Origin of the sequence: Clostridioides sp. ZZV14-6153 (genome assembly GCF_020657855.1) — a bacterium.
Taxonomy (GTDB): domain Bacteria; phylum Bacillota; class Clostridia; order Peptostreptococcales; family Peptostreptococcaceae; genus Clostridioides.
Window position 1 is genome coordinate 71,976 of record NZ_JAGWCZ010000011.1, and the last position, 19,276, is coordinate 91,251.

Annotated in this window: 26 protein-coding genes; 2 read left to right on the forward strand and 24 right to left on the reverse strand. The window is 26.7% G+C overall.

Annotation, left to right across the window (positions count from 1 at the left end; translation table 11 throughout):
- Positions 1-45 precede the first annotated feature (45 nt).
- Positions 46-876, reverse strand: a complete 831-nt coding sequence (locus KGF46_RS13615) for a phage antirepressor KilAC domain-containing protein (protein WP_227862060.1) — start codon at positions 874-876, stop codon at positions 46-48.
- Positions 877-1,136: 260 nt separating this feature from the next.
- Here KGF46_RS13615 and KGF46_RS13620 point away from each other — a divergent pair, with 260 nt between their 5' ends.
- Positions 1,137-1,550, forward strand: a complete 414-nt coding sequence (locus tag KGF46_RS13620; protein WP_227862061.1) for a helix-turn-helix domain-containing protein — start codon at positions 1,137-1,139, stop codon at positions 1,548-1,550.
- Positions 1,551-1,733: 183 nt separating this feature from the next.
- On the opposite strand, the gene KGF46_RS13625 is transcribed toward KGF46_RS13620, so the two are convergent.
- From KGF46_RS13625 to KGF46_RS13660, 8 genes are all read right to left on the reverse strand, one after another.
- On the reverse strand, positions 1,734-2,483 hold the full coding sequence (locus tag KGF46_RS13625; RefSeq protein ID WP_227862062.1) for a TIR domain-containing protein: 750 nt from the start codon (positions 2,481-2,483) through the stop codon (positions 1,734-1,736).
- Between the two features lie 62 nt (positions 2,484-2,545).
- Positions 2,546-2,866, reverse strand: coding sequence for a hypothetical protein (locus tag KGF46_RS13630; RefSeq protein WP_227862063.1), 321 nt, complete (start codon positions 2,864-2,866; stop codon positions 2,546-2,548).
- A gap of 63 nt (positions 2,867-2,929) precedes the next feature.
- Positions 2,930-3,490, reverse strand: a complete 561-nt coding sequence (locus KGF46_RS13635) for a TIR domain-containing protein (protein WP_227862064.1) — start codon at positions 3,488-3,490, stop codon at positions 2,930-2,932.
- Complete coding sequence (locus KGF46_RS13640; protein ID WP_227862065.1) at positions 3,490-4,320, reverse strand: macro domain-containing protein; 831 nt, start codon at positions 4,318-4,320, stop codon at positions 3,490-3,492. The genes KGF46_RS13635 and KGF46_RS13640 overlap by 1 nt, the downstream gene beginning before the upstream one ends.
- Positions 4,321-4,704: 384 nt before the next feature.
- The gene (locus KGF46_RS13645; protein WP_227862066.1) at positions 4,705-4,863 is read right to left on the reverse strand and encodes a hypothetical protein; all 159 of its coding nucleotides are present in this window, start codon (positions 4,861-4,863) and stop codon (positions 4,705-4,707) included.
- Between the two features lie 169 nt (positions 4,864-5,032).
- Positions 5,033-5,305: an STAS-like domain-containing protein gene (locus tag KGF46_RS13650; RefSeq protein WP_022620941.1), complete on the reverse strand. Its 273-nt coding sequence runs from the start codon at positions 5,303-5,305 to the stop codon at positions 5,033-5,035.
- Between the two features lie 14 nt (positions 5,306-5,319).
- Positions 5,320-6,237, reverse strand: a complete 918-nt coding sequence (locus KGF46_RS13655; RefSeq protein WP_022620940.1) for a hypothetical protein — start codon at positions 6,235-6,237, stop codon at positions 5,320-5,322.
- A 422-nt stretch (positions 6,238-6,659) separates the two neighbouring features.
- A complete protein-coding gene (locus KGF46_RS13660) occupies positions 6,660-6,947 on the reverse strand; it encodes a hypothetical protein (RefSeq protein ID WP_227862067.1) in 288 nt (95 codons plus the stop codon).
- A 182-nt stretch (positions 6,948-7,129) separates the two neighbouring features.
- Here KGF46_RS13660 and KGF46_RS13665 point away from each other — a divergent pair, with 182 nt between their 5' ends.
- A complete protein-coding gene (locus KGF46_RS13665; protein WP_227862068.1) occupies positions 7,130-7,381 on the forward strand; it encodes a hypothetical protein in 252 nt (83 codons plus the stop codon).
- Between the two features lie 59 nt (positions 7,382-7,440).
- On the opposite strand, the gene KGF46_RS13670 is transcribed toward KGF46_RS13665, so the two are convergent.
- The 15 genes from KGF46_RS13670 to KGF46_RS13740 form a co-directional block, all read right to left on the reverse strand.
- Positions 7,441-8,502, reverse strand: coding sequence for a CFI-box-CTERM domain-containing protein (locus KGF46_RS13670; protein WP_227828980.1), 1,062 nt, complete (start codon positions 8,500-8,502; stop codon positions 7,441-7,443).
- A gap of 198 nt (positions 8,503-8,700) precedes the next feature.
- Complete coding sequence (locus KGF46_RS13675) at positions 8,701-8,904, reverse strand: DUF4236 domain-containing protein (RefSeq protein WP_227828981.1); 204 nt, start codon at positions 8,902-8,904, stop codon at positions 8,701-8,703.
- Positions 8,905-8,990: 86 nt separating this feature from the next.
- Entirely contained in the window at positions 8,991-10,025 is a 1,035-nt protein-coding gene (locus tag KGF46_RS13680) for a YHYH domain-containing protein (RefSeq protein ID WP_227850692.1), read from the reverse strand.
- Between the two features lie 89 nt (positions 10,026-10,114).
- Complete coding sequence (locus tag KGF46_RS13685) at positions 10,115-10,549, reverse strand: hypothetical protein (protein ID WP_227828983.1); 435 nt, start codon at positions 10,547-10,549, stop codon at positions 10,115-10,117.
- On the reverse strand, positions 10,550-10,999 hold the full coding sequence (locus KGF46_RS13690; RefSeq protein WP_227828984.1) for a hypothetical protein: 450 nt from the start codon (positions 10,997-10,999) through the stop codon (positions 10,550-10,552).
- A 14-nt stretch (positions 11,000-11,013) separates the two neighbouring features.
- Positions 11,014-11,799, reverse strand: coding sequence for a phage tail domain-containing protein (locus KGF46_RS13695; RefSeq protein ID WP_227854738.1), 786 nt, complete (start codon positions 11,797-11,799; stop codon positions 11,014-11,016).
- Between the two features lie 98 nt (positions 11,800-11,897).
- Positions 11,898-12,713 (reverse strand): hypothetical protein, encoded by an 816-nt coding sequence (locus KGF46_RS13700; RefSeq protein ID WP_227850690.1) that lies wholly within the window; start codon positions 12,711-12,713, stop codon positions 11,898-11,900.
- Between the two features lie 40 nt (positions 12,714-12,753).
- Complete coding sequence (locus tag KGF46_RS13705; RefSeq protein ID WP_227828987.1) at positions 12,754-13,554, reverse strand: hypothetical protein; 801 nt, start codon at positions 13,552-13,554, stop codon at positions 12,754-12,756.
- The gene (locus tag KGF46_RS13710; RefSeq protein ID WP_227854736.1) at positions 13,554-14,003 is read right to left on the reverse strand and encodes a hypothetical protein; all 450 of its coding nucleotides are present in this window, start codon (positions 14,001-14,003) and stop codon (positions 13,554-13,556) included. Before KGF46_RS13710 ends, KGF46_RS13705 begins: the two co-directional genes overlap by 1 nt.
- A gap of 60 nt (positions 14,004-14,063) precedes the next feature.
- Positions 14,064-15,056, reverse strand: coding sequence for a hypothetical protein (locus tag KGF46_RS13715; RefSeq protein WP_227862069.1), 993 nt, complete (start codon positions 15,054-15,056; stop codon positions 14,064-14,066).
- Entirely contained in the window at positions 15,049-15,684 is a 636-nt protein-coding gene (locus tag KGF46_RS13720) for a hypothetical protein (RefSeq protein ID WP_227850689.1), read from the reverse strand. Before KGF46_RS13720 ends, KGF46_RS13715 begins: the two co-directional genes overlap by 8 nt.
- 44 nt (positions 15,685-15,728) lie before the next feature.
- Positions 15,729-16,322, reverse strand: a complete 594-nt coding sequence (locus KGF46_RS13725; RefSeq protein ID WP_227828991.1) for a hypothetical protein — start codon at positions 16,320-16,322, stop codon at positions 15,729-15,731.
- Positions 16,323-16,346: 24 nt separating this feature from the next.
- The gene (locus KGF46_RS13730; protein ID WP_227828992.1) at positions 16,347-17,318 is read right to left on the reverse strand and encodes a hypothetical protein; all 972 of its coding nucleotides are present in this window, start codon (positions 17,316-17,318) and stop codon (positions 16,347-16,349) included.
- Positions 17,319-17,387: 69 nt separating this feature from the next.
- Positions 17,388-17,846: a hypothetical protein gene (locus KGF46_RS13735; protein WP_227451982.1), complete on the reverse strand. Its 459-nt coding sequence runs from the start codon at positions 17,844-17,846 to the stop codon at positions 17,388-17,390.
- Positions 17,847-17,885: 39 nt separating this feature from the next.
- The gene (locus KGF46_RS13740; RefSeq protein WP_227862070.1) at positions 17,886-19,268 is read right to left on the reverse strand and encodes a hypothetical protein; all 1,383 of its coding nucleotides are present in this window, start codon (positions 19,266-19,268) and stop codon (positions 17,886-17,888) included.
- Positions 19,269-19,276 lie beyond the last annotated feature (8 nt).

The window sequence follows — 19,276 nt, forward strand, 5'->3', positions numbered from 1 at the left end:
TTTTAAATCAATTAATCTTTTTAGTTCATCTCTCATGTCATTCATCTAACAAACTTCTTCAAGTTCTATAGTAGGTAATATTCCTATAGACTTTAATTTCTTATATATCATCAATCTTCCTTTTTGAGTCCATTTAGTATTCATCTTAATGTCAGGAGTCCCATCAGCCTTTACAATATCTATTGTTTCAGAATGAGTATATCCTTTAGCTTGATAATCGCTATACAACAACCATTGTCCGCTCTGCTTGAACTGGATTCCTAACTCATGTAGTTTCTTATTCATAGCTTTACCACTCATGCCATAATCTTTAGCTATTTGAGTTATAGTTACTAATCCTTTATTTCTAAGTATCAAATCTGTATAGTCTGCTTTTGGTTTAAGTTCACCTATGATTTGCTGTTGCTTATTATTTGTTACCTCTAAAGCTTTTCTCTTTTCTCTCTCTTCTTTTAGGTCTGTGGCAAGTCTTATGATTGTGTCTGGATTAGATAATATTTCTTCTATCTTTGTATCAATTAGATATGCTCCATGTTTACGAATAGTTGGTATTACATCTGTAGCCAACCATTTTTGAAATTTTAATGCTGCTTCATTTTTAGCCTTCATTCCTAACATGTAAAACAATGATTCTGGTATATAATCATCTTTCCCCAGTTTGTTGGGGAAACCAAATTCTTTACAATATTTATTGATAGTTTCCCATCTAATTGAGATATATTGTTTCCCGTTCTTATTTTGAGTTTGATACCATCCAAATCCTATAGCTGTGTCTTCAGCATTAATACCTATACTTCCATCTTCGAAGTTTATCGTTCTAACACTTGTACCTAACTGTTCATTTGTAAATACTTCATTTCTTTTTTCATTACTCATACACACATCTCCCTTTTATTTGAATTTTTATTAAGAGACTGATATAATAAAATTAGTGTTATTGATTATTATATCAATCTAATTAAAGGTTCTACTGCTCGGCAAAGTTTGTAGAATCTTTTTAATTTCACACATTTAGTTGTTTTATAACCTTTATCGTGTGATTTATTTATATCATATATCATTCGTTTTGTGTTGTCAAGATTTATTATATTATATATCACCTTTTTTGTGGTATAATACAAGAAAGGAGTGATATCATGTTTGGAGAAAGATTGAAAGAATTAAGGCTTAAAAAAAAATTAAAACAATCTGAATTAGGTAAAGAGATAGGTATTTCTGCAAGCACAATAGGTATGTATGAACAAGGTAGAAGATTTGCAGACCAATCTACGTTAATAAAATTAGCACAATATTTTAATGTTACCACTGATTATCTTTTAGGATTTTCTGAGACAAACTACTCAGTTAATGCAACTATAGCTGGATTATCACCTATTCGAGAAGATGAAATTATAACTAATGAATCCATAAATGAAACAATAAAATCTAAACAAAAAGATGTTCTTATAAATAAGTTATATTCAGAATCTCAGAAATTAAATAACAATGAATTGGAAGCAATTATTAATATAATTAATATCTTTAATAAATCAAAAGAAGAGGATAAATAGGACTCTTCTTTTTGTTTATTAAATATGTCATACATCTGTCACTGTTGAAATTACTAATATACATAATACTTATTATACCATTTTATAGATTAAATCAATACAATAAAAAATCCCCTATTATTAAAATAGAAGGATTTTCTATAATTTCAGCTCAGTTAATTATAAAACTATTTAAATATTTATTTAAAATTTAAAATTCTTATGTTGAACAATTTCTTTACCTTTAGTTGTTAATGTAAACCTATAATTCTTAACAGTACCATCCATGGTAAAATCTACACCTCCATACCTTTCAATGGTAATTATGCCATCTTTGACTAATGTATTATTTAAAAAATTATGTATAGGATTAAACAATTCATCTTTCATGACTTGTAAATTAGCAACTCCTTTAGACTTTAAATATTTAGTGATTCTCTCATCCATATTATGTATTTTCTCAAAATTTTCATTTACTTTATCCCAAAAAGTATATTTTTCTTGCAATTCGTTTACTTTTTTATTAAACTCTGTTATATTAACTTGATTTATTTCTACATTAATCTCTTTAGATATACTCATTAAAATACTATCAAGCTCAGATATAATTTTACCTTGCATTATGTTTATAGGAATTGGTACATCGTGTTCTGTAATTCCTGAGTGATAAATAGGAATAATGGGGATATTTCTCATCCAAAATGCTCCTGCTTCAAAGTTTATCCAACGTCTTTCTACTGATTTATAACTAATAAGTATAATTCCTATTGCAGACTTTCTCAAAGATTCTATAATAACATCTATCCACTCTTCTCCCAAACGAATACAATCTCCATCAGAAGAAACAAAAATTTCAATTTTATCTAAAAAAGCTTCTTCTAATGCATCTTTTATTTCAATTGCAAGCTCTGATTCCTCAGTTATATGAGAAATAAAAATTAATGGTTTATTCACAATATTCACTCTCCAAAATATTATTTGATTTAATCGTACAATATTTTAGGGTAAATTACAATCTAATCTCTAGATCCTATTCTGTAATATTCATATTTATCATCTACAAAGTAAATCATATAATTAAACATAAACAAACTATAGTTGTTTTCTTTTGCCATCTTAGCCATTTTCATTTTTTTACCTGCCCATATTTCATTATCATAATTGTATATTAAATGTTTTGGAATATCTACTTTATTATTTGAAAAATCATTTTTTTTAAATACTTCTTTATCCTTAACTTTATTATCTGATTCTCTTACATCTACATATGGATAATCCCATTTTTTTGAAAAGTCCATATATTCATCTATATTTTTAAAATTGATTATTAATTGCACATTTATCACTCCCTTAACATAAAAAAGATAGCGAATTGCTATCTTTTTTATCATAATTTTATTTTATAATAGTCTCCAATTTCTATAAGATTCCTCACTATAAGTACACATTGGAGAATTTAACATATCTCCTACTTCATTATGAACACTAAATTGCGAAATAGCAGCAGTTATAACAACTTCTTTAAAAGGAATATGTATACACTTGGCAGTATTATTTTTTATTCTATCATACAACGCTTTAGGCCATAATTTTTCTAATCCAATTGGATTTAATATATATGCATAACCTGTATAAGCTATAATTATAGGCATTTTATAGTAGTCAACAGCTTTTTCTATTTCAAAGTTTAACATACCTCTATCCCAATTTGTATCCTCAGAGACAATTAAAAGCATATTTTTAGAGTTTCTCATCCTTTCTAAAAGTCTTTGTTCTAAAGTTCTTTTTTGGCTACTATCATTAACTTGATAGGTTTTTTTATGACTATCACTAAAATTTAAATCAAATCTTTTATCTGTGTTCCATTTTTGCAAAAGGCCATAATACTTCATATCTCCTTGAGTTGGATTGATAGTTCCATTTCCATCAAAAGCTACATAAGTTCCATTCCTGTAAGACATTATTGACACCCCTTTAATTTGTAAAAATTTACTTTATCCTTTTTTCCTTCATATATAATAATTTTTACTTTTGAAGGATAAGTAAACTTAACTCTACTTATTTTAAAAGACCATATTAATAACTCTAATAATTCTTGTTCTGATAAATGATATTCTCGAAATCTTGTTATTCCTGAACCAAGTAAAGGTATAGCAATAGTTCTACCACTATATATTCTATCTATTTCATCCCAAAAACTAAGCAAGAAATCAATATAATCTCTCATACTTAAATAAGCTTTGTTATCATTATCAAATTTTGAAAATGCAGTCAATAAATAACCATTATATTCAAAAACACTTCCTAACTTATATTTTTCTTTTTTTCCTAATAATCTAGATTCATTCATTCCTATCTTTTTACTATTCATACAAGCATCTGTTTTTATGTTCTCATCCAAATCATCCACATTATCTATATAACGTTTTATAAACATACCATTTAAACTTGTCTCTGATATCACTTTATTATCCACCTGAGTATCAAAATACTCATTAAATGCTATTACTTTTAAATCTTCTTCTTCAAATATATCTGCTATTCCTATTTCAAGGATTGAATTATTTATATTTAATATGGCTTTACACTTAATATTTGCATATATCCATGTACTAATATAAATACATAATAAAAAAATTACAAATACTATGCCAAATATAATCTTTAAATCTTTTGGAATTTCAACAAAAATTAAAATAAATGATATTATCAAACTTATAAATGAAATATCTTTAACAAAGGCTTCTATTACTTGCTTATCAAAAAGATTTACTTTAATTTTTTTTAGCATACTTGCTTCTCCTCTACTAGTTACTCTACTATTATAATACAATTATATCAAATATACTTATATTAAAAAACCATTATAATTCTCAATTTCTAATAAATTTAATTTACACTATCCACCTCTAATCTAGTAGATAAACTAATACAAGATAAAAACAATCTAGGATAAGTATCTCAACAATCAGAGATGATTATTTTTATTTCTAATATACAAATATAACTACCTTTGTCATACATCTGTCATCGTTGAAACAACTAAACACCAAACAAAATGTTCCTCTCAGGAACACTTGTTGAAATTCCAATACTTTTAACCATAAAAATCAACCTCTTATGTTCGATTCTAAGCAATAAAGGTATAAACATAAGCAATCATTTTTACAAAACCTTAGAGAGTCCTACATGAGGTTATAATTTTTAAAAGTCTTTCATTTCTTTCTATTTCCTTTTGACTTTGCTTCCTGAATACTTGTTTTATAAATAATTCAGCATCTTTACCTGATAGTTCAGGAGTTGCTTGTATTGGCTTAAATTTATATTTACTCATATTATCACCTCCATAATTTTTAACACATAAAAATAACCCCTTATATTCAAAATAGTAAGAGATTATTTTTTATAACTTTTAAAAAATATATGTACTACTTTATAAGATAATATTAATTATTTCTTTTAATCTATCTTGAAAAATCATTTTCACAAAATATATAAACATATTAATATTTTCTTAGTACAGACTTTATAATAATTCTTATATTATCATTTGTATCTTTAAACTCAGTATTATTAACTAATGTTTGTAGCTCCATTTCTTCTAGTATCTTACCAAAACATTCATCAGCAAAAGAATTTGAGATAATTGATACACCATTAAAATCGAAGATTACTTTTTCCCCTTTTTTTATACTATTTATTATGTCAGTTCTTATTTTTTTCCCTAATTGTCTTGTTCCTAAAGACTTTCCAAATTCCAAAAACTTTATAATCATAATTTTATCACTCCTTATAAATATCCATTTAAAATATCATCTGATTCATTAACAGAGATTGGAATGTTTTCTTTTCCATCAAATATATCATTAATATCTACACTTTTATTTGTATTTATATTAAAGTAAACAATTAATCCTTGCCAAAATCCAGAAGAATAAGTTTTTATTCTTCCATTATTAATGCTTAATGTACTATTACCTGAATGCATAGACATTATTCCTTTATTGTGTTTCATAAAATTTGAAGTATGATATAAACCATATCCCCTCTTTTGAAACCTTGAATTCTTTTCTTTTATTGAACACTTTAAAGCATCACTCTCATTTATATTTTTATATTCTTCTTTACCTGAATTTTTTAACGTACTATATATACCCAACCCGCTATCTACTATTGCAATTTTTAGTATATTTTTCTGAGGGTAATTTTGAACTACAATGTAACCGCCAATTGGAGATTCTGAATGCTCATTTATATTATCAACAACTTCAAATAAGCAATAATTAAGACAATCAAAAACAGTATCATGTAATTCAATATTACATTTGATTACATTCATTATATTATTAACTATATAATTTGTATTTGTATTGTCTATTCTTGTTATTTCAATGAATTTTCCACTTCCATTATGCCTATTAAAATTTTCTATATAATTATATCCAATTTCATTGTAAAAATTAATTCTTGAAACATAATCATTTTCGTTCAATATTTTCTTTACCACTTTTATTCCTTTATATTCTAAAAATTTAATCCAAGAAACCAGTATACATAGGTATTCAGGAAATATCATGCCATTACAGTCTATGTTTAAATATAAAGTATCATTACTTGATAATTCCTTATATTTATCTAATACATTTAATAAACCTCTTATGTTACCTATTTTACTTAAAGTTATACACTCAATATTCTGAGAATTCATATAAAGCACCTCATTTGCTATAGTATTAATATTATTATAACAAATAAGTTAACCAAAAACATTTTTATTAATTAAATTTATTTACTATTCTATCCTTTTACTTTTAATTATATACAACCTATAAAATATTTTTATATCCCTATGAATATAATTTTATATTTTATCAAAATCTAAAAATCCATTTACGTTTTCAAATTTTAAATTCAGTTACATGTAGAAATCTCTTCAATTTAAAAAATAATCTAAATTGATTATCTTTAATATTTATTAATACATCTTGATATTTATATTACAATAGAATAAACCTTCCATTATCTTAAAATAATAGAAGGTTTATTCTATCTTCACACCTTAAAGGTGTACTATGGCCACTCGCCTTATCTATATTAATATAATAATAAATGTCTTATAAATTTTACAATTTAATCTCTAAGACCTATCTTATAACTTCTACATTCATCATCTACAAAATAAATTATATTATTAAACATAAAGAAGCTATAATCATTTTTCTTTGCTTGATTAGCCATTTTTATTATATCTCCAGTCCAAATATCATCATTATAATTATATATTAGATGTTTTGGAATATTGACTTCATTGAACAATGATTTATTTTTGAAGTTTTTTTTATTTGCATAAATACGATTAAACTCCTTAGTAAAATCTAAATATTCATGAACATCTTTAAATTTAAGTGTTAACTCCATACTTCCACCTCCTTAATATAAAAACAAGAATATAGTTGCCTCTCTGTATTTCAAATATTCATACTTAAAATTATTTATGTCATACTGTTGTCATCGTTGAAATTACTAACTTATATTAAAATAATTTCAAATCAATTATTATTAGTTTATAATAAATATATAATATAAACTGGAGGTATCTCATGAAAAAGAAATCCTTATCTGATTTAGCATTAATAATTTCAGTAATATCAATGATATTAGTAATTTTAGAATTATTAAATATAATTAAAATACCATTAATAGTTATAATTTTATTATTCTTAACTCTATTAAGTATCATGACATGGATAAATTATAAAAATAATAAAAAAATACAAATGTCTATTGGAATTTTAATACTTATCGTTTTTATTATTTTTATAATTCATAATTTACTTTTTAATAATATGTAAAAGTATTATATTTTTTAAATAAAAAAAGACAATCTTAATTGACTGTCTCTATTGAATCACTATTTATTACTTAATCTATGTACAAACTTATCAAGAATATTTTTTACTAATAGATTTACTTTCTTAGCATCCTTTAACCAATTTGCAACAGGTGGACTTAAAGTATAATACATTTTTATAAATAGTCTACCTAACAAATGGTTTGCTAATGTATTATCTCTAAAATATCTTAAAGCTAATACTTCAGGTGCATCGTAGGAACCATATACAGCAGTAGCTATATAACAACCTGTATTTATTCCAGGAGCTTCATAGTCTGGTTCATATTTTTTTATATCTGACACTGTCTCATTGTATAATGTAGAAAGTTCACTACGTGTTTTTGTTTGCACTTTAATATATTCCACAATCTCTTGATTTTTATCATAATTAAAACCTTTTACACACTTACGAATTTCATAATACTCTATGATACATTTAATTAGACTTTTAGCAGAATCTAAGTATATATTTCTTAACCCTTCATCTTCTCCAATTCTATAGTCTTGTAGAAAATTAGCATTATATGAAAACATTTTTTTACATTCTTCTAAATTATTCCAATACAAATATATATGATCTTCAGAAGTTTGATCTGTAAAAAAGTATCTCTGAGCATAATTAAATCTTTCAATTGCAACATTGTATAATTCAGTTGTCATTATACGTTTCTGTCTAAAAAGTTTTTCAGTATTAGGATTAAATTTTACAAATAAGTCCCAAGCTTTTTCTATATAATTTAAACACACATCTATATTTAAATCCTCTAAATCACAATATCTTATCTCTGAAACAGCTTTAAAAAATAAAGCATTATAATCATCTGGATTAGATTCTAGTATTGTGCAATAGTAGTCATATGCTTGGCAACAGTTGCCTGCATCATATTCCAATTTAGCTAATTTTGCAAGTTTTCTATATTTATCACTTTTATACATATCAAAATCAGGAGATGATTTTTTTAGATTTATACTTTTTAAATCTATCCTTTCTCCACAATTTATGCAGAAACAAACTTCTTTAGAATTGTCTACCATGATGCTTTCTTTACATTTAGGACACTTCACTTCCTTTTGACCCATAATATCCCCTCACATTCAATATTCTATAGTTAATAGAATTATAGCATATATTGGCATATTATGTATATTTCATACTCACCATTATTACGGCTATATATCAAATCATTTTTATAAAGCCTCATAGGGTTATAAACTATATAATATCTTTAAAATAAAAAAGACAACCTCAATTGACTGTCTTTTAATACATATTTCCATCTATTTAGATTTACGTTTCTTTGTGCTAGTTTTTGTATATGATATTCCAGTTCCAGGTATACTCAATGTGGCTGATTTTCTTCCTTTTGAGTTAACTGACACTCGAGCACCTTTAACACCAGCACTTATTCCTACACTTTTCTTTCCTAAATTTAATTTTACTCCACCACCTAGATTTATACTTTTTCTAAAATTAAATCCCATAGATGTAACCTTCCCTTCTATATTTCAAATATTTATACTTAAAATTATATTTGTCATACACTTGTCATCATTGGCTTATCTAACATCTATATCTTTTTACGCTTTTTCTTTTTATATACTACTCCAGCAACTACAGCTGCTGTTCCAGCTCCAACCCCATAAGTAGCATTTCTACTTTTCTCTTCTTCTCTTTTTTCTAACCCTTCATCATATACACCTTTTAATTTAGTTTCAATAGACTTCATTTCATCTGGCACACTAAAATCTTCTTCATTGTAACCTTGATTATATACACTTTCTTTTATTTTAGGTAACTTAACTTTACCATTATCATATCCTTCTTTAAACCAATTAGCATATTTAACATTACCTATAGTTGATGTGTCAAATTTTTCTCCTTTGATAGCACTCTCAAATCCTTGAGTAGTATAATCATTTTTCAATTGTTCTTGTATTTCATCATAAGCATTATTATAAGCATCTTTAAACTCAGAATCTATATTTTCTTCAAATGTCATTTTTTCTTTATCTTTATTACTGTCCTCTATCCCTTTAGCTTTATATTCTTCTATCTTTTTAGTCTTATATTCATTGTATCCAGTTGAATATCCAGTATCATAAGCACTTTTTAAAACTTCTTTTTCATAAGTATTATTAGGTTTAGCACCTGTAAGTCCTAAATTATATCCAGCCTCTTCAGCTGCCTTTTCTTCTTCTTCTAATTTAGCCTTGCCTTTTTCATATCCTTCTGAGTACTTTGATTCATATGTATCGCTATAATCTCCACTATAACTTGGTGAACTATAGTTTCCTTTATAACCATCCTCATATCCTTGATTATATCCTTTTTCTCCAACAGATTTCTTTTGCTTTTCTTCATTGTTTACTGAAGTCGTTGTTCCAGAACTACTTCCACCTCCAGTATAAGGACAAACCCCATTGTTATGTAAATGAGCTGGATATCCACCACAATGATAGTGATAACTTCCTAAACCAGACTTATTTTTGTTATCACGATGACCTCCTGATGAATCGGTTCTTCCTGAATGAGCGTATGAAAAACTCCCTATACTAATCATAGTTATACTCATTACTACAGCTATTAACTTTTTCTTAAACATAATATATTTCCCCCTAAAATATTCTATGATTTTATTATATCAGTCAATATATTATGTTTAAACCGTTAAAATTCGACAAAGATAAAACATTATTCTATTGGTACACCTAATTCATTCATTTTAGACTTAAAGCACTTTGGTATCTTAGTTCTTACTTTAGCTTCACTTTCACTCATTATATTTGTCTTGGGTCTAAACTTAGGTTCTTCTCTAGTGCTACCATGATCCCAAACACTACCACCTTCAAACCCATACATAGGAAAGAAATCTCCACCTCTAAGAGAACTCCAACCTCCATTATCTTTTATCTCAGATGTAACAGAATTTGCAGTAATTTCAGCTATTTCAGAAGCATCTAATAAATCTCCTGTTCTTTCATAAATAGTTGGAATAAAACTTCCATAAGCCTGCTTAACTACCTCTTCTTTCATGATTTCCTTCATTTCTTCTCCAACTTCAGGCATAGATGCAGCAATCTTAACTTTAGTATAAGCAACTAATTCATCTAATGATTTAAATACCACTTAATTCACTACCTTATCTTTGATATTATTCATCTTTTCAATTTCCTCAGTCTCTTTAAGTACTCTATCTTGTAATATTTCATTTTTTAACTGACCTAACTTAACCTCAGTATTCATTAATAAAGATGCAGTTAATTCATTCTCTATTTGACCAATATGATACATTACAATCTCTAATTCACTAGATACTTCACCATTTTTCAAATCTTCTATCTCAACATTTAGCTCTATATTAGTCAACATATCAATTAGCATTTTAAGAATATCTTCTTGAGACAATGCTAAATCTGGATTTTCCATACCAGCCCATATTTTATTTAATATCTCTTCTTTAGTTTTCTTATCAGGATTTCTAACTTCTATATATTCTTCTTTTCCATTTTCATCTGTAAATGGTATTATTGCTCTCACTTCATCTTTCATTAATTTATCTACTTGTATTTTTTTCATATTATCATTCTCCCTTATTTTATTATTGGATATTTACATTTAATAGCAACTTTGCAGTTACCAGTAAACTTCAATATATTTACACCTCTTCTTAACCTAATCCACTTTCTATTAACAATATTAAATCTATTCTCTCCATTGTCGTTTAAAACAGTATAGTACAAATTATCTATTGTTATTTTTTCGTTTAATTTCAATCCAGTTATAACTAAACTATCTTCTTCATTATCACTTATAGTAGAATTTCTAATAGTTATATCTCCTTCTTCAAGACATTCAATATCAATTACTGGAGCATATTCTTCATCTACATTAGACACATTATTTAGTTTAATTTCTCTTGTATCCTTGACAGTTATAACCTTTTGAAAGCTTCTATAAGCATAATTTGTATATGGCTGAAACTCTATTTCTAACAAACCTTTTTTATTTTTTGTATATCTTTTTATTATCTTTCTCGCTTTGAAATAGTATATTTCTTCTATGTTGTCATAACTGATAAAAGGTTTAAATTCTCTCTGCCAAAACCAATTACATATATTTTCTAATGTGTAATCATCCCATTCATAAGCCTCCCCATGTTCACTACATAGACAGAATTGTAGTGTTATAGGTTCTATAGTAGTTTCATCTTCACTGTAACAAGGATTTTTATTAAAAGTATTATCAGATTTAATTGCTTCTTCATAGGGCAATCCATATTCATTTAATATTTCATCATCACCCAATGTAACTAATTTGATGTTCATAGATTCACTTGATATATTATCAAACAAAAACTTATCATCTAAAAATACCACTTTATCACCTTCTTTCATTTTTTTAAGTTTAAATCCGATTAAAACCACATTTAAACGTAAAAAAATAACCCCTACTCAATTAAGAGTAGGGCAATTCACTATTTCTTAGATTTAACATCCTTTTCATCTATTAATTCAGCACCTAACATAGAAGCCATTCTAACAGGACTAACATCCTCATCTCCAACAAAAGCGAATACTACATATTCTTTATTTTCATCTGGTAAAACATCAAGCGTCATATTAAATCCAGATGGATTCTCAGCTGTAAGATTTAATTCTATACTTCTTTGTGCTTTTGCATTTGGTATAGTCATATATAAGACCATATATTCACCATCAGCAGTTTTAGCCATAACATCTGCTTCTATTACATAGTTTGGAGCAGTAGACTCTTCTTTTATTTTTATAACTTTTGCTTTTGGTAGTTCTTCTAAATAAAATACTGCTACCTTATCACCTGCATTAAAATCAGCAGTAGATATTGTTATCTCTGTGTTAGAGCCTGTTACAGTTGAAGTAAATTGTAATTTCTTAACTAAAGATATACCATCTTTTTCAACACTATATGCAGATATACTATTAGTAACTGGTTTTACATTTTCTAAAGTAACTTTCTTAGTACCATCAGAAGCTAGTAATTTTCTTTTACCAACCTTAGCCGATTCTTCAACCATATCAGAAGCTAATAGCATTGCTAGTTGTGGCATTTGTATTACCTCTTGCTCAAGCGATAAACTTGCTGTTATCGCTCCATCAAATGCAATCGTGTTTGCCCCTTTTGCTTTTGCATAAACTGATTCTGAATCCAATTTAAAGTTAAAAGCATTTAAATCTGCTGTATAAAAAAGTGGTTCTCCAGTTGTTTTGTTTTTTACTATTATATTACTTGCATCTTTTATCGCAAATCTCATTATTTCATCATCCTCTCATTTTTACATAAAAATAATACTGCTATTTAACAGTACTAGTTTGTATTTTTATTTCTTTAGACCAATGCTTAATCTTATCTGCATCAACTTGGTATTTAAATGACCTTGCAAATCCCAAACTTTCATCATAATTTTTAAATTGTATCTTGGTCTTATAAGTATTAATCAATTGCCAATAAGTCATTTTTAGAATAACATCTATTGGTACATATCCATCTATATTTTGAACTACATTTATATAATCGCATAAATGATATGCCTCTTTTTCTCTTTTCTTTCTTTCCTTCTCTTTGAAGTGTTCAATTAACTTTCTTTCTCTCTCAGAACCAGTATTTTCAATCCATTTATTCTCATCATCTTTAAGACTATTTTTATCAATGCAAAACATTTCTAAAATCAAATCTGATACTAGTCCAAAATCTTCTCTACTTATAAAAGCATTTTTCTTCTTATCATCCGATTTAATTAAAATTCCTATTTTAATATTATTCATATATTCAATATTCTTAATATCAGTTTTATACAATATAGATAAAGATTTTTTTATCTTATCACTAAGTAATTCAACTTTCTCTGAAGAGTCTTTTCTTGATGTTAACATCATTAAATCCAAGATAGGTATGGTATCATATTTACATTTTAATTCAAATGATTCCTCGTTACATAGCTGAGAATAACTTTTCTCAAGTATTAAAAAAGGGTTAACTATCTCTAAGTTAACCATATCAAGTTTAACAAGTTCTCCAATAGTTGGTTGATATATAGTACCCATCATATTATTTAAAACTATTGGTAGTCCTGTAATATAATAATTCTCTAACATTACATATCACCAAAACTTTCAGCAGATACAGTTATAACAAATCCATTGTAATCAGTGCTTAGATTGTACATTTGATATACATTTTCTAGCTTAATCTTACCTATACCAGCTATTTCCTCATTTTGAGTTATAATATCAACTATACAACACACCAATGCAACATCTCTTAGACCATTTGCTGTATCCTGACATTCATCATGACAAACAACACCAATTTCTATCTTTGTTTTTTTAACTGTCCTACTTCCTTCAGAACATGGTCTATACTCTGTCATTATTATAAAAACTGATATATCTGCTTCTTTTAATACTTTTTCTACTCTTCTATTTAGAAATACTTTCTTGTTTCTAAGCTCTTTAACTGGATTTTTTATATCAGGCATGGATAAAATATCTTTTTGGGATTCATCATTATAAATCATAAACTTAGCGAAGTTTTGATTTGACATTAGAGTTGTTCCAATATTACTTATCATCTTGTTAGGGAAAGCCATATAAGCTAATAATATCTACCCCCTCAGTGTTATCTTTTTAGTATCTATAGTTTCATTTGTTTCTTTGTCTTTTGTTAATAATAAAACTTCTAATCCAGAGTACTTAGCCAATGTTCCACTCTGTAACGTGCATGTTTTCTCGTTTTGATTAATTATATTACAAAATTTATACCGCTTGTCTAAGAGCCAATCAACGCCTTGATCATGGTCTATAGTGTATTCATTTTCTTCACCTAGATTAATAAATTCGTCACCCATAATCTTACTAAAAGGTGTAACTGTATTATCATTTTCAGATAAATCATTCCAAGCAATATTATTTATTGTATCATCTTTTGAAATTAAAGCATCCTGTAAACATATAGCTTTAATAAGACCATCTGCCCCTGTTTCTCTGCCATTATACTCAAAATCATTAACAGATGTAATTCTAAAAACGGTTTTACCAGTTAACATTATTCTAGTGTCAATATCTATAGTCTTAGTTATATAATTACTTCCAAAGTAAAGCTGTCTTTTTGTATCTGCTACAGATGTATATTTATTATCTGCCATACCATCAGAATATAAAGTTAAGTTTTCTACTGAGAGTGGAATTTTATATGTTTGACCTTTATATTTATAATTAAAGAATTGATTACATCTTTTTATTATGAAGTGCTTATATGTATCCATTTCTTTATGTTCTTTAAATATAGTCAACCAATAACAATTATCAAAAAAAAGATAACAACCTACATCTACATTTAAATCAGACTCCACTAATAGATTTTTTTCATCTAGTGACCTTTTATCATTATTAGTTATATCATTAATTGCAACTACAGCTCTTTTAGTCTCTTCTGTTATACAAATTTCATCTATATCAGTTATTGGTACTTCAATACAGGTTGGTGTTTCTTTTAAATATTTCTTAAAACTTAATCTTAATTGTAAAATTCTCTTTTCTTTAGGGGTTGAACAACCAAGTCCAATTCTTTTTTTATAATTATTAATATAACTACTCAATTTTATCCCAACCTTTAAAACCTTTATATGAATACCTTGTTTTATATTTGGCAAGTTGCTCTCTAATCTGAATTTCTAATGAACAAAGTTTTGCTAACATATTAGCACCAGACTTAGTATTATAGTCTGAATCTGTTAACATCTGCTTTAAATTTTCTTCTCTAAGAATCTTAGGTTGAAGCCACCAAATCATCATTCCATAAGCTAATATAATTATTTCATCTAAATCAAGGTCTGAAATTATTTCACCTAAATATTTACTCTTAAATAAAATTTCTTCCTCTATTTCTGTTGCAAAGGTTATTACACAGTTTTCCTCTTTAAACTCTATAATATAATCTTTATTTATTTCATATTCTTTGCCTGTTGATTTACCAATTAAATAAATATCATAATTTTTATTAATCTGATTAACAACATATTCTAATTGATTCATTGGAATTGTAATACATGATTCTTCTTGTCTTATTATGGATAATTCTTTTCTACATTCATAAAAATCAAATGTAGCCTTTTGAAGATATGAATACATCATTTCTTCAATTATTTCTTCTTCAAGTAACAACATCTCCTCATCATTTATCAGAGAAAGAAATTGTTTATATATATCTTTTACTGGCGTAGCCATATCATCACCACTCTTTTATAAAATAGGTGATGTATAACACCACCCTAATCCTCAAATAAGCTTTGTAAACCTAGTCTAGTAGCTATTAAATGTTCCTTATAATGGGAATCAAATTTACCTTTTTTATATAATTCGATTACTCTTGAACCTAAGCATTCTATTAAGCCATAATTAGCCTTTTCTACTAGATTAACAAACTTATCATTATCTAATTTTAATAATATATGATTTATATAGTCTAAATCATATTCATCTAAATACTCATATATATCTTTTAAGTTCAAATATTCTAATATATCTTCAACAGTATAATCATCACTATCAACATCAACTATAGTTATAAGATAGTTTTCAAAATACCCTCTATGTTTATTTGATATCTCATATAAATCAGACAATAATATAAATGTTTTTTCTCCAGCTTTATTCATTTCAAATATTAATCTTTCATCTCTATCTCTATAAAGAACAGTACCAGTATCTAAGTTCATTATCTCAACTTCTATTTCGTCTTTAAGTTTCCTTAATTCACTTCTCAATTGTTTATATGTTTTTCTTGAACTCTTCTTTTGCAATATTTTATTTTCATTAATTTGTTCAATTTCATTTGAAACTTCTTTTTTTGCTTTTCCAGCCATTTTTAATCTCCCTTCTAATATATGTTATTGTATCTTGTACATACCAAATTTAGACGCCACAACAACACCTAGATGCATTTTTCTTGACATGAACATTTCTATTTGTTGGTCATCTCTAACTGCTCCATCAGTATTTTCTATTATTAATGTGTCACCTTCAAATCCTAATTTGATTATCTTCTCATCATTTGGTATAACATATAAAATATTATTGCTTAATGCCCATTTATCTCTCTCAACATCATAATAATTAGGTAATTCTATTACTGGTGTTCCACTAAAGTTTTTAACATATCCAAAGTTCCTCTTGTCATCTTTATCTAAGTCAGCTCCAACACCTTCTATATTTCCTACTGCCTCTGGAGTTCCATATATAGCTACAGATTGTCCAGTAGCACCTTTTACTTTATTAACTATTTTCTTTAAGTCCTTATCTGAATAAGCAGCACTAGTCTTTAAATTAGTATGTACAGATGTGTAAGCCCCTTCCATAGTAGATGCTATTGCTTCTGCTATATGATGTTGGAATGTAGAAGATACTCTGTCTACCATTTCAGACCAATCTATTCTTCCAGCTATAAATCTATCAAACTCTTCATATATAGCTATTGCTAACTTAAATGCAGATGTAGGAACTTTTTTACCTAATAATCTTTGTCTTCTTGTACTATTTTTACCTTCAGCTATATTTGCAATTCTTAATAAGTCAGTATTTTTAACTGTAAATTCTTTTTTATTACCTAAATCAAAGTTTTCTACATCACAAAAATCTGAAAATGCCTCTTCAGTTAATCTATTTACTTTATCAGTTATTGTTTCAGATAATATTTGGAATATCTTATATTTATTTTCAAAGAACGTATATTGTCCCCATTTACCTCCACATATATCTATTATTTCTTTTCTTAATGCATCTTCGCATTGAGCATAATTTTTTACTTTTCCATTTAATATATCATTTGATAAATCTTTTAATGCTATTATATCTATAGCCATCTTTTTTCCACCTTTCATTAGTCATTTTTTGCATAAAAAAAGAACTGTTTCCAGTTCATCTATTTGTTATTACATAAAAGATACATATACGGACTCTTGTCCATTAAAGTTATACAATTCCTCAACTCTTGCAACTACTGAACCTGTAGTTTTTTTTGTCAATTTATATGTATCTGCCTTAAGTTCTAATTCATCTCCAACAGCTACTACACCATCAAAATGTTTTTTAGCTAAAGTCATACATAATCCCTTATGAGGTAATCTAACTCTATCTATTTCACTTGCTTTTAATTCATAATCTCTTTCATCTAATCTTTCATCATATTGAAGTGCAACACTGTCTAAAATTCCAAATCTGCATCCCTCTGATAACTTTTCTATTTTATAACAATCATTTCCTAGCTCTGAATCGACTAAGCCACCTAATGCAACTATTGCACCATTTTCTAGTACATCACTTCCATTCTTTGCTGTTACAACATCTGGGTACTTGTCTATATCACAATTTAATATCGCTTTATCTGCCATTTTTATATCTCCTTTTTTATTTTTTCATAAAAATAAACACTACTTATTTGAGTGTTTTTTCAATATTTGTTCATATGATTTTGTATTTTTATTTTCATCTTCTAATGTAGATGAATAATTTATTTTTGCTTCTTCAACTATAAGTCCCTTATCAGAATTAAATTTCTTTGTGTTTTCTTTTAACTTAGTATAATCAAGTAAACTTAACTCTTTCCTTAAATCCTCTAAAGATAACTCTTTGTTTATAGCGGATTCTTTAAAAGTCTTAACTTCATCTTCTGTTAAAGAATTAAACTCTGAGATAATACTAGAAACTTCTACTTTATATTCTTCCATTTCTTTGTCAGCCTTGAACTTTCTTAAACCTTCCAACTCTTCAGTTAGATTTTTTATCTCAGTTTCTTTTTCACTAAACTTTTCAAGTACTAATTCTTTTAAAGTATCATCTTTAGAAAAAGTTTCTATAACTTCTCCTTCTTTTTTCTCTCTCCATTCTTCTATATATGATTTTCTTTTTTCATAATCTAAAACAACATCATCACCATCCATAGAATATGGTATACCATAATAGTTACAACAATTTATATTATCTTCTAATATAGCTATTTTTTCTTCAGGTAGAATAGTTCTTAAATAATATTCTCTAGTTGTGTATTTACCTCCCCAGTAAGGGTCTTCAACCTCAACCATCTTATTTTTTAATTGACTATTAATAGAAATTCTTATATTTTCTGTTGATAGTCCATAGTTTTTGTTTGTACTCAATATATCTTCCTCCTTTCCTTTAAACGAATACATTTCTTTGCAAATATCATAAATTGCTTTTTTATATTTTGAAAAATTACTATATGTATTTATAGATGCTCCCTCAATTCCAGGAGCAACATCATCTCCTAAAATAGTAATTCCTAAAAAACTAAATTTTTTAATATTATAATATCCATCAGTTTTATCAACTTCTCCATCTTCAACTGCTATTTCCATGCTTACACTTTTTGACTTTGACTCTGCCAATAATTGATATGCTGAATTAGAATAATGCTTCCAAATAAGTCCTGTACAGTTCAGATATGTCTTTCCATCTTCTTCTGTATAAGTTATTTCAGTATTATTTGGAATCACGCCAAGCGGTCTTTCTAAGAATTTATACTCTATAGAATAGCCATCCTCATCCTTTACAACTTTAGTTATCATATTATGCTCGTCGAAATCTACTGCATTTTCTTCATCATCATATTTTATATATCCAAGTATTGGTATATCTGATAAAGTTGATTCTGCTTCATTTATAGTTGACAAATCAAACTTAGTTTTATTTAAATTTTTACCTTCATGTAAAATTTTTAGTTTTACATTTAATTTTCTATCATCTTCTTCATTAGAAAATGTCTCAAATCCACATGGGATACTAACTACTTTCAACTTCTCAC

What these genes read in the sequence shown, in the direction of transcription:
- KGF46_RS13615 (WP_227862060.1), bottom strand. Translation starts at nt 876, where the DNA reads ATGAGTAATGAAAAAAGAAATGAAGTATTTACAAATGAACAGTTAGGT.
- KGF46_RS13620 (WP_227862061.1), top strand. Translation starts at nt 1,137, where the DNA reads ATGTTTGGAGAAAGATTGAAAGAATTAAGGCTTAAAAAAAAATTAAAA.
- KGF46_RS13635 (WP_227862064.1), bottom strand. Translation starts at nt 3,490, where the DNA reads ATGTCTTACAGGAATGGAACTTATGTAGCTTTTGATGGAAATGGAACT.
- KGF46_RS13640 (WP_227862065.1), bottom strand. Translation starts at nt 4,320, where the DNA reads ATGCTAAAAAAAATTAAAGTAAATCTTTTTGATAAGCAAGTAATAGAA.
- KGF46_RS13645 (WP_227862066.1), bottom strand. Translation starts at nt 4,863, where the DNA reads ATGAGTAAATATAAATTTAAGCCAATACAAGCAACTCCTGAACTATCA.
- KGF46_RS13650 (WP_022620941.1), bottom strand. Translation starts at nt 5,305, where the DNA reads ATGATTATAAAGTTTTTGGAATTTGGAAAGTCTTTAGGAACAAGACAA.
- KGF46_RS13655 (WP_022620940.1), bottom strand. Translation starts at nt 6,237, where the DNA reads ATGAATTCTCAGAATATTGAGTGTATAACTTTAAGTAAAATAGGTAAC.
- KGF46_RS13660 (WP_227862067.1), bottom strand. Translation starts at nt 6,947, where the DNA reads ATGGAGTTAACACTTAAATTTAAAGATGTTCATGAATATTTAGATTTT.
- KGF46_RS13665 (WP_227862068.1), top strand. Translation starts at nt 7,130, where the DNA reads ATGAAAAAGAAATCCTTATCTGATTTAGCATTAATAATTTCAGTAATA.
- KGF46_RS13670 (WP_227828980.1), bottom strand. Translation starts at nt 8,502, where the DNA reads ATGGGTCAAAAGGAAGTGAAGTGTCCTAAATGTAAAGAAAGCATCATG.
- KGF46_RS13675 (WP_227828981.1), bottom strand. Translation starts at nt 8,904, where the DNA reads ATGGGATTTAATTTTAGAAAAAGTATAAATCTAGGTGGTGGAGTAAAA.
- KGF46_RS13680 (WP_227850692.1), bottom strand. Translation starts at nt 10,025, where the DNA reads ATGTTTAAGAAAAAGTTAATAGCTGTAGTAATGAGTATAACTATGATT.
- KGF46_RS13690 (WP_227828984.1), bottom strand. Translation starts at nt 10,999, where the DNA reads ATGAAAAAAATACAAGTAGATAAATTAATGAAAGATGAAGTGAGAGCA.
- KGF46_RS13700 (WP_227850690.1), bottom strand. Translation starts at nt 12,713, where the DNA reads ATGAGATTTGCGATAAAAGATGCAAGTAATATAATAGTAAAAAACAAA.
- KGF46_RS13705 (WP_227828987.1), bottom strand. Translation starts at nt 13,554, where the DNA reads ATGTTAGAGAATTATTATATTACAGGACTACCAATAGTTTTAAATAAT.
- KGF46_RS13710 (WP_227854736.1), bottom strand. Translation starts at nt 14,003, where the DNA reads ATGTCAAATCAAAACTTCGCTAAGTTTATGATTTATAATGATGAATCC.
- KGF46_RS13720 (WP_227850689.1), bottom strand. Translation starts at nt 15,684, where the DNA reads ATGGCTACGCCAGTAAAAGATATATATAAACAATTTCTTTCTCTGATA.
- KGF46_RS13725 (WP_227828991.1), bottom strand. Translation starts at nt 16,322, where the DNA reads ATGGCTGGAAAAGCAAAAAAAGAAGTTTCAAATGAAATTGAACAAATT.
- KGF46_RS13730 (WP_227828992.1), bottom strand. Translation starts at nt 17,318, where the DNA reads ATGGCTATAGATATAATAGCATTAAAAGATTTATCAAATGATATATTA.
- KGF46_RS13735 (WP_227451982.1), bottom strand. Translation starts at nt 17,846, where the DNA reads ATGGCAGATAAAGCGATATTAAATTGTGATATAGACAAGTACCCAGAT.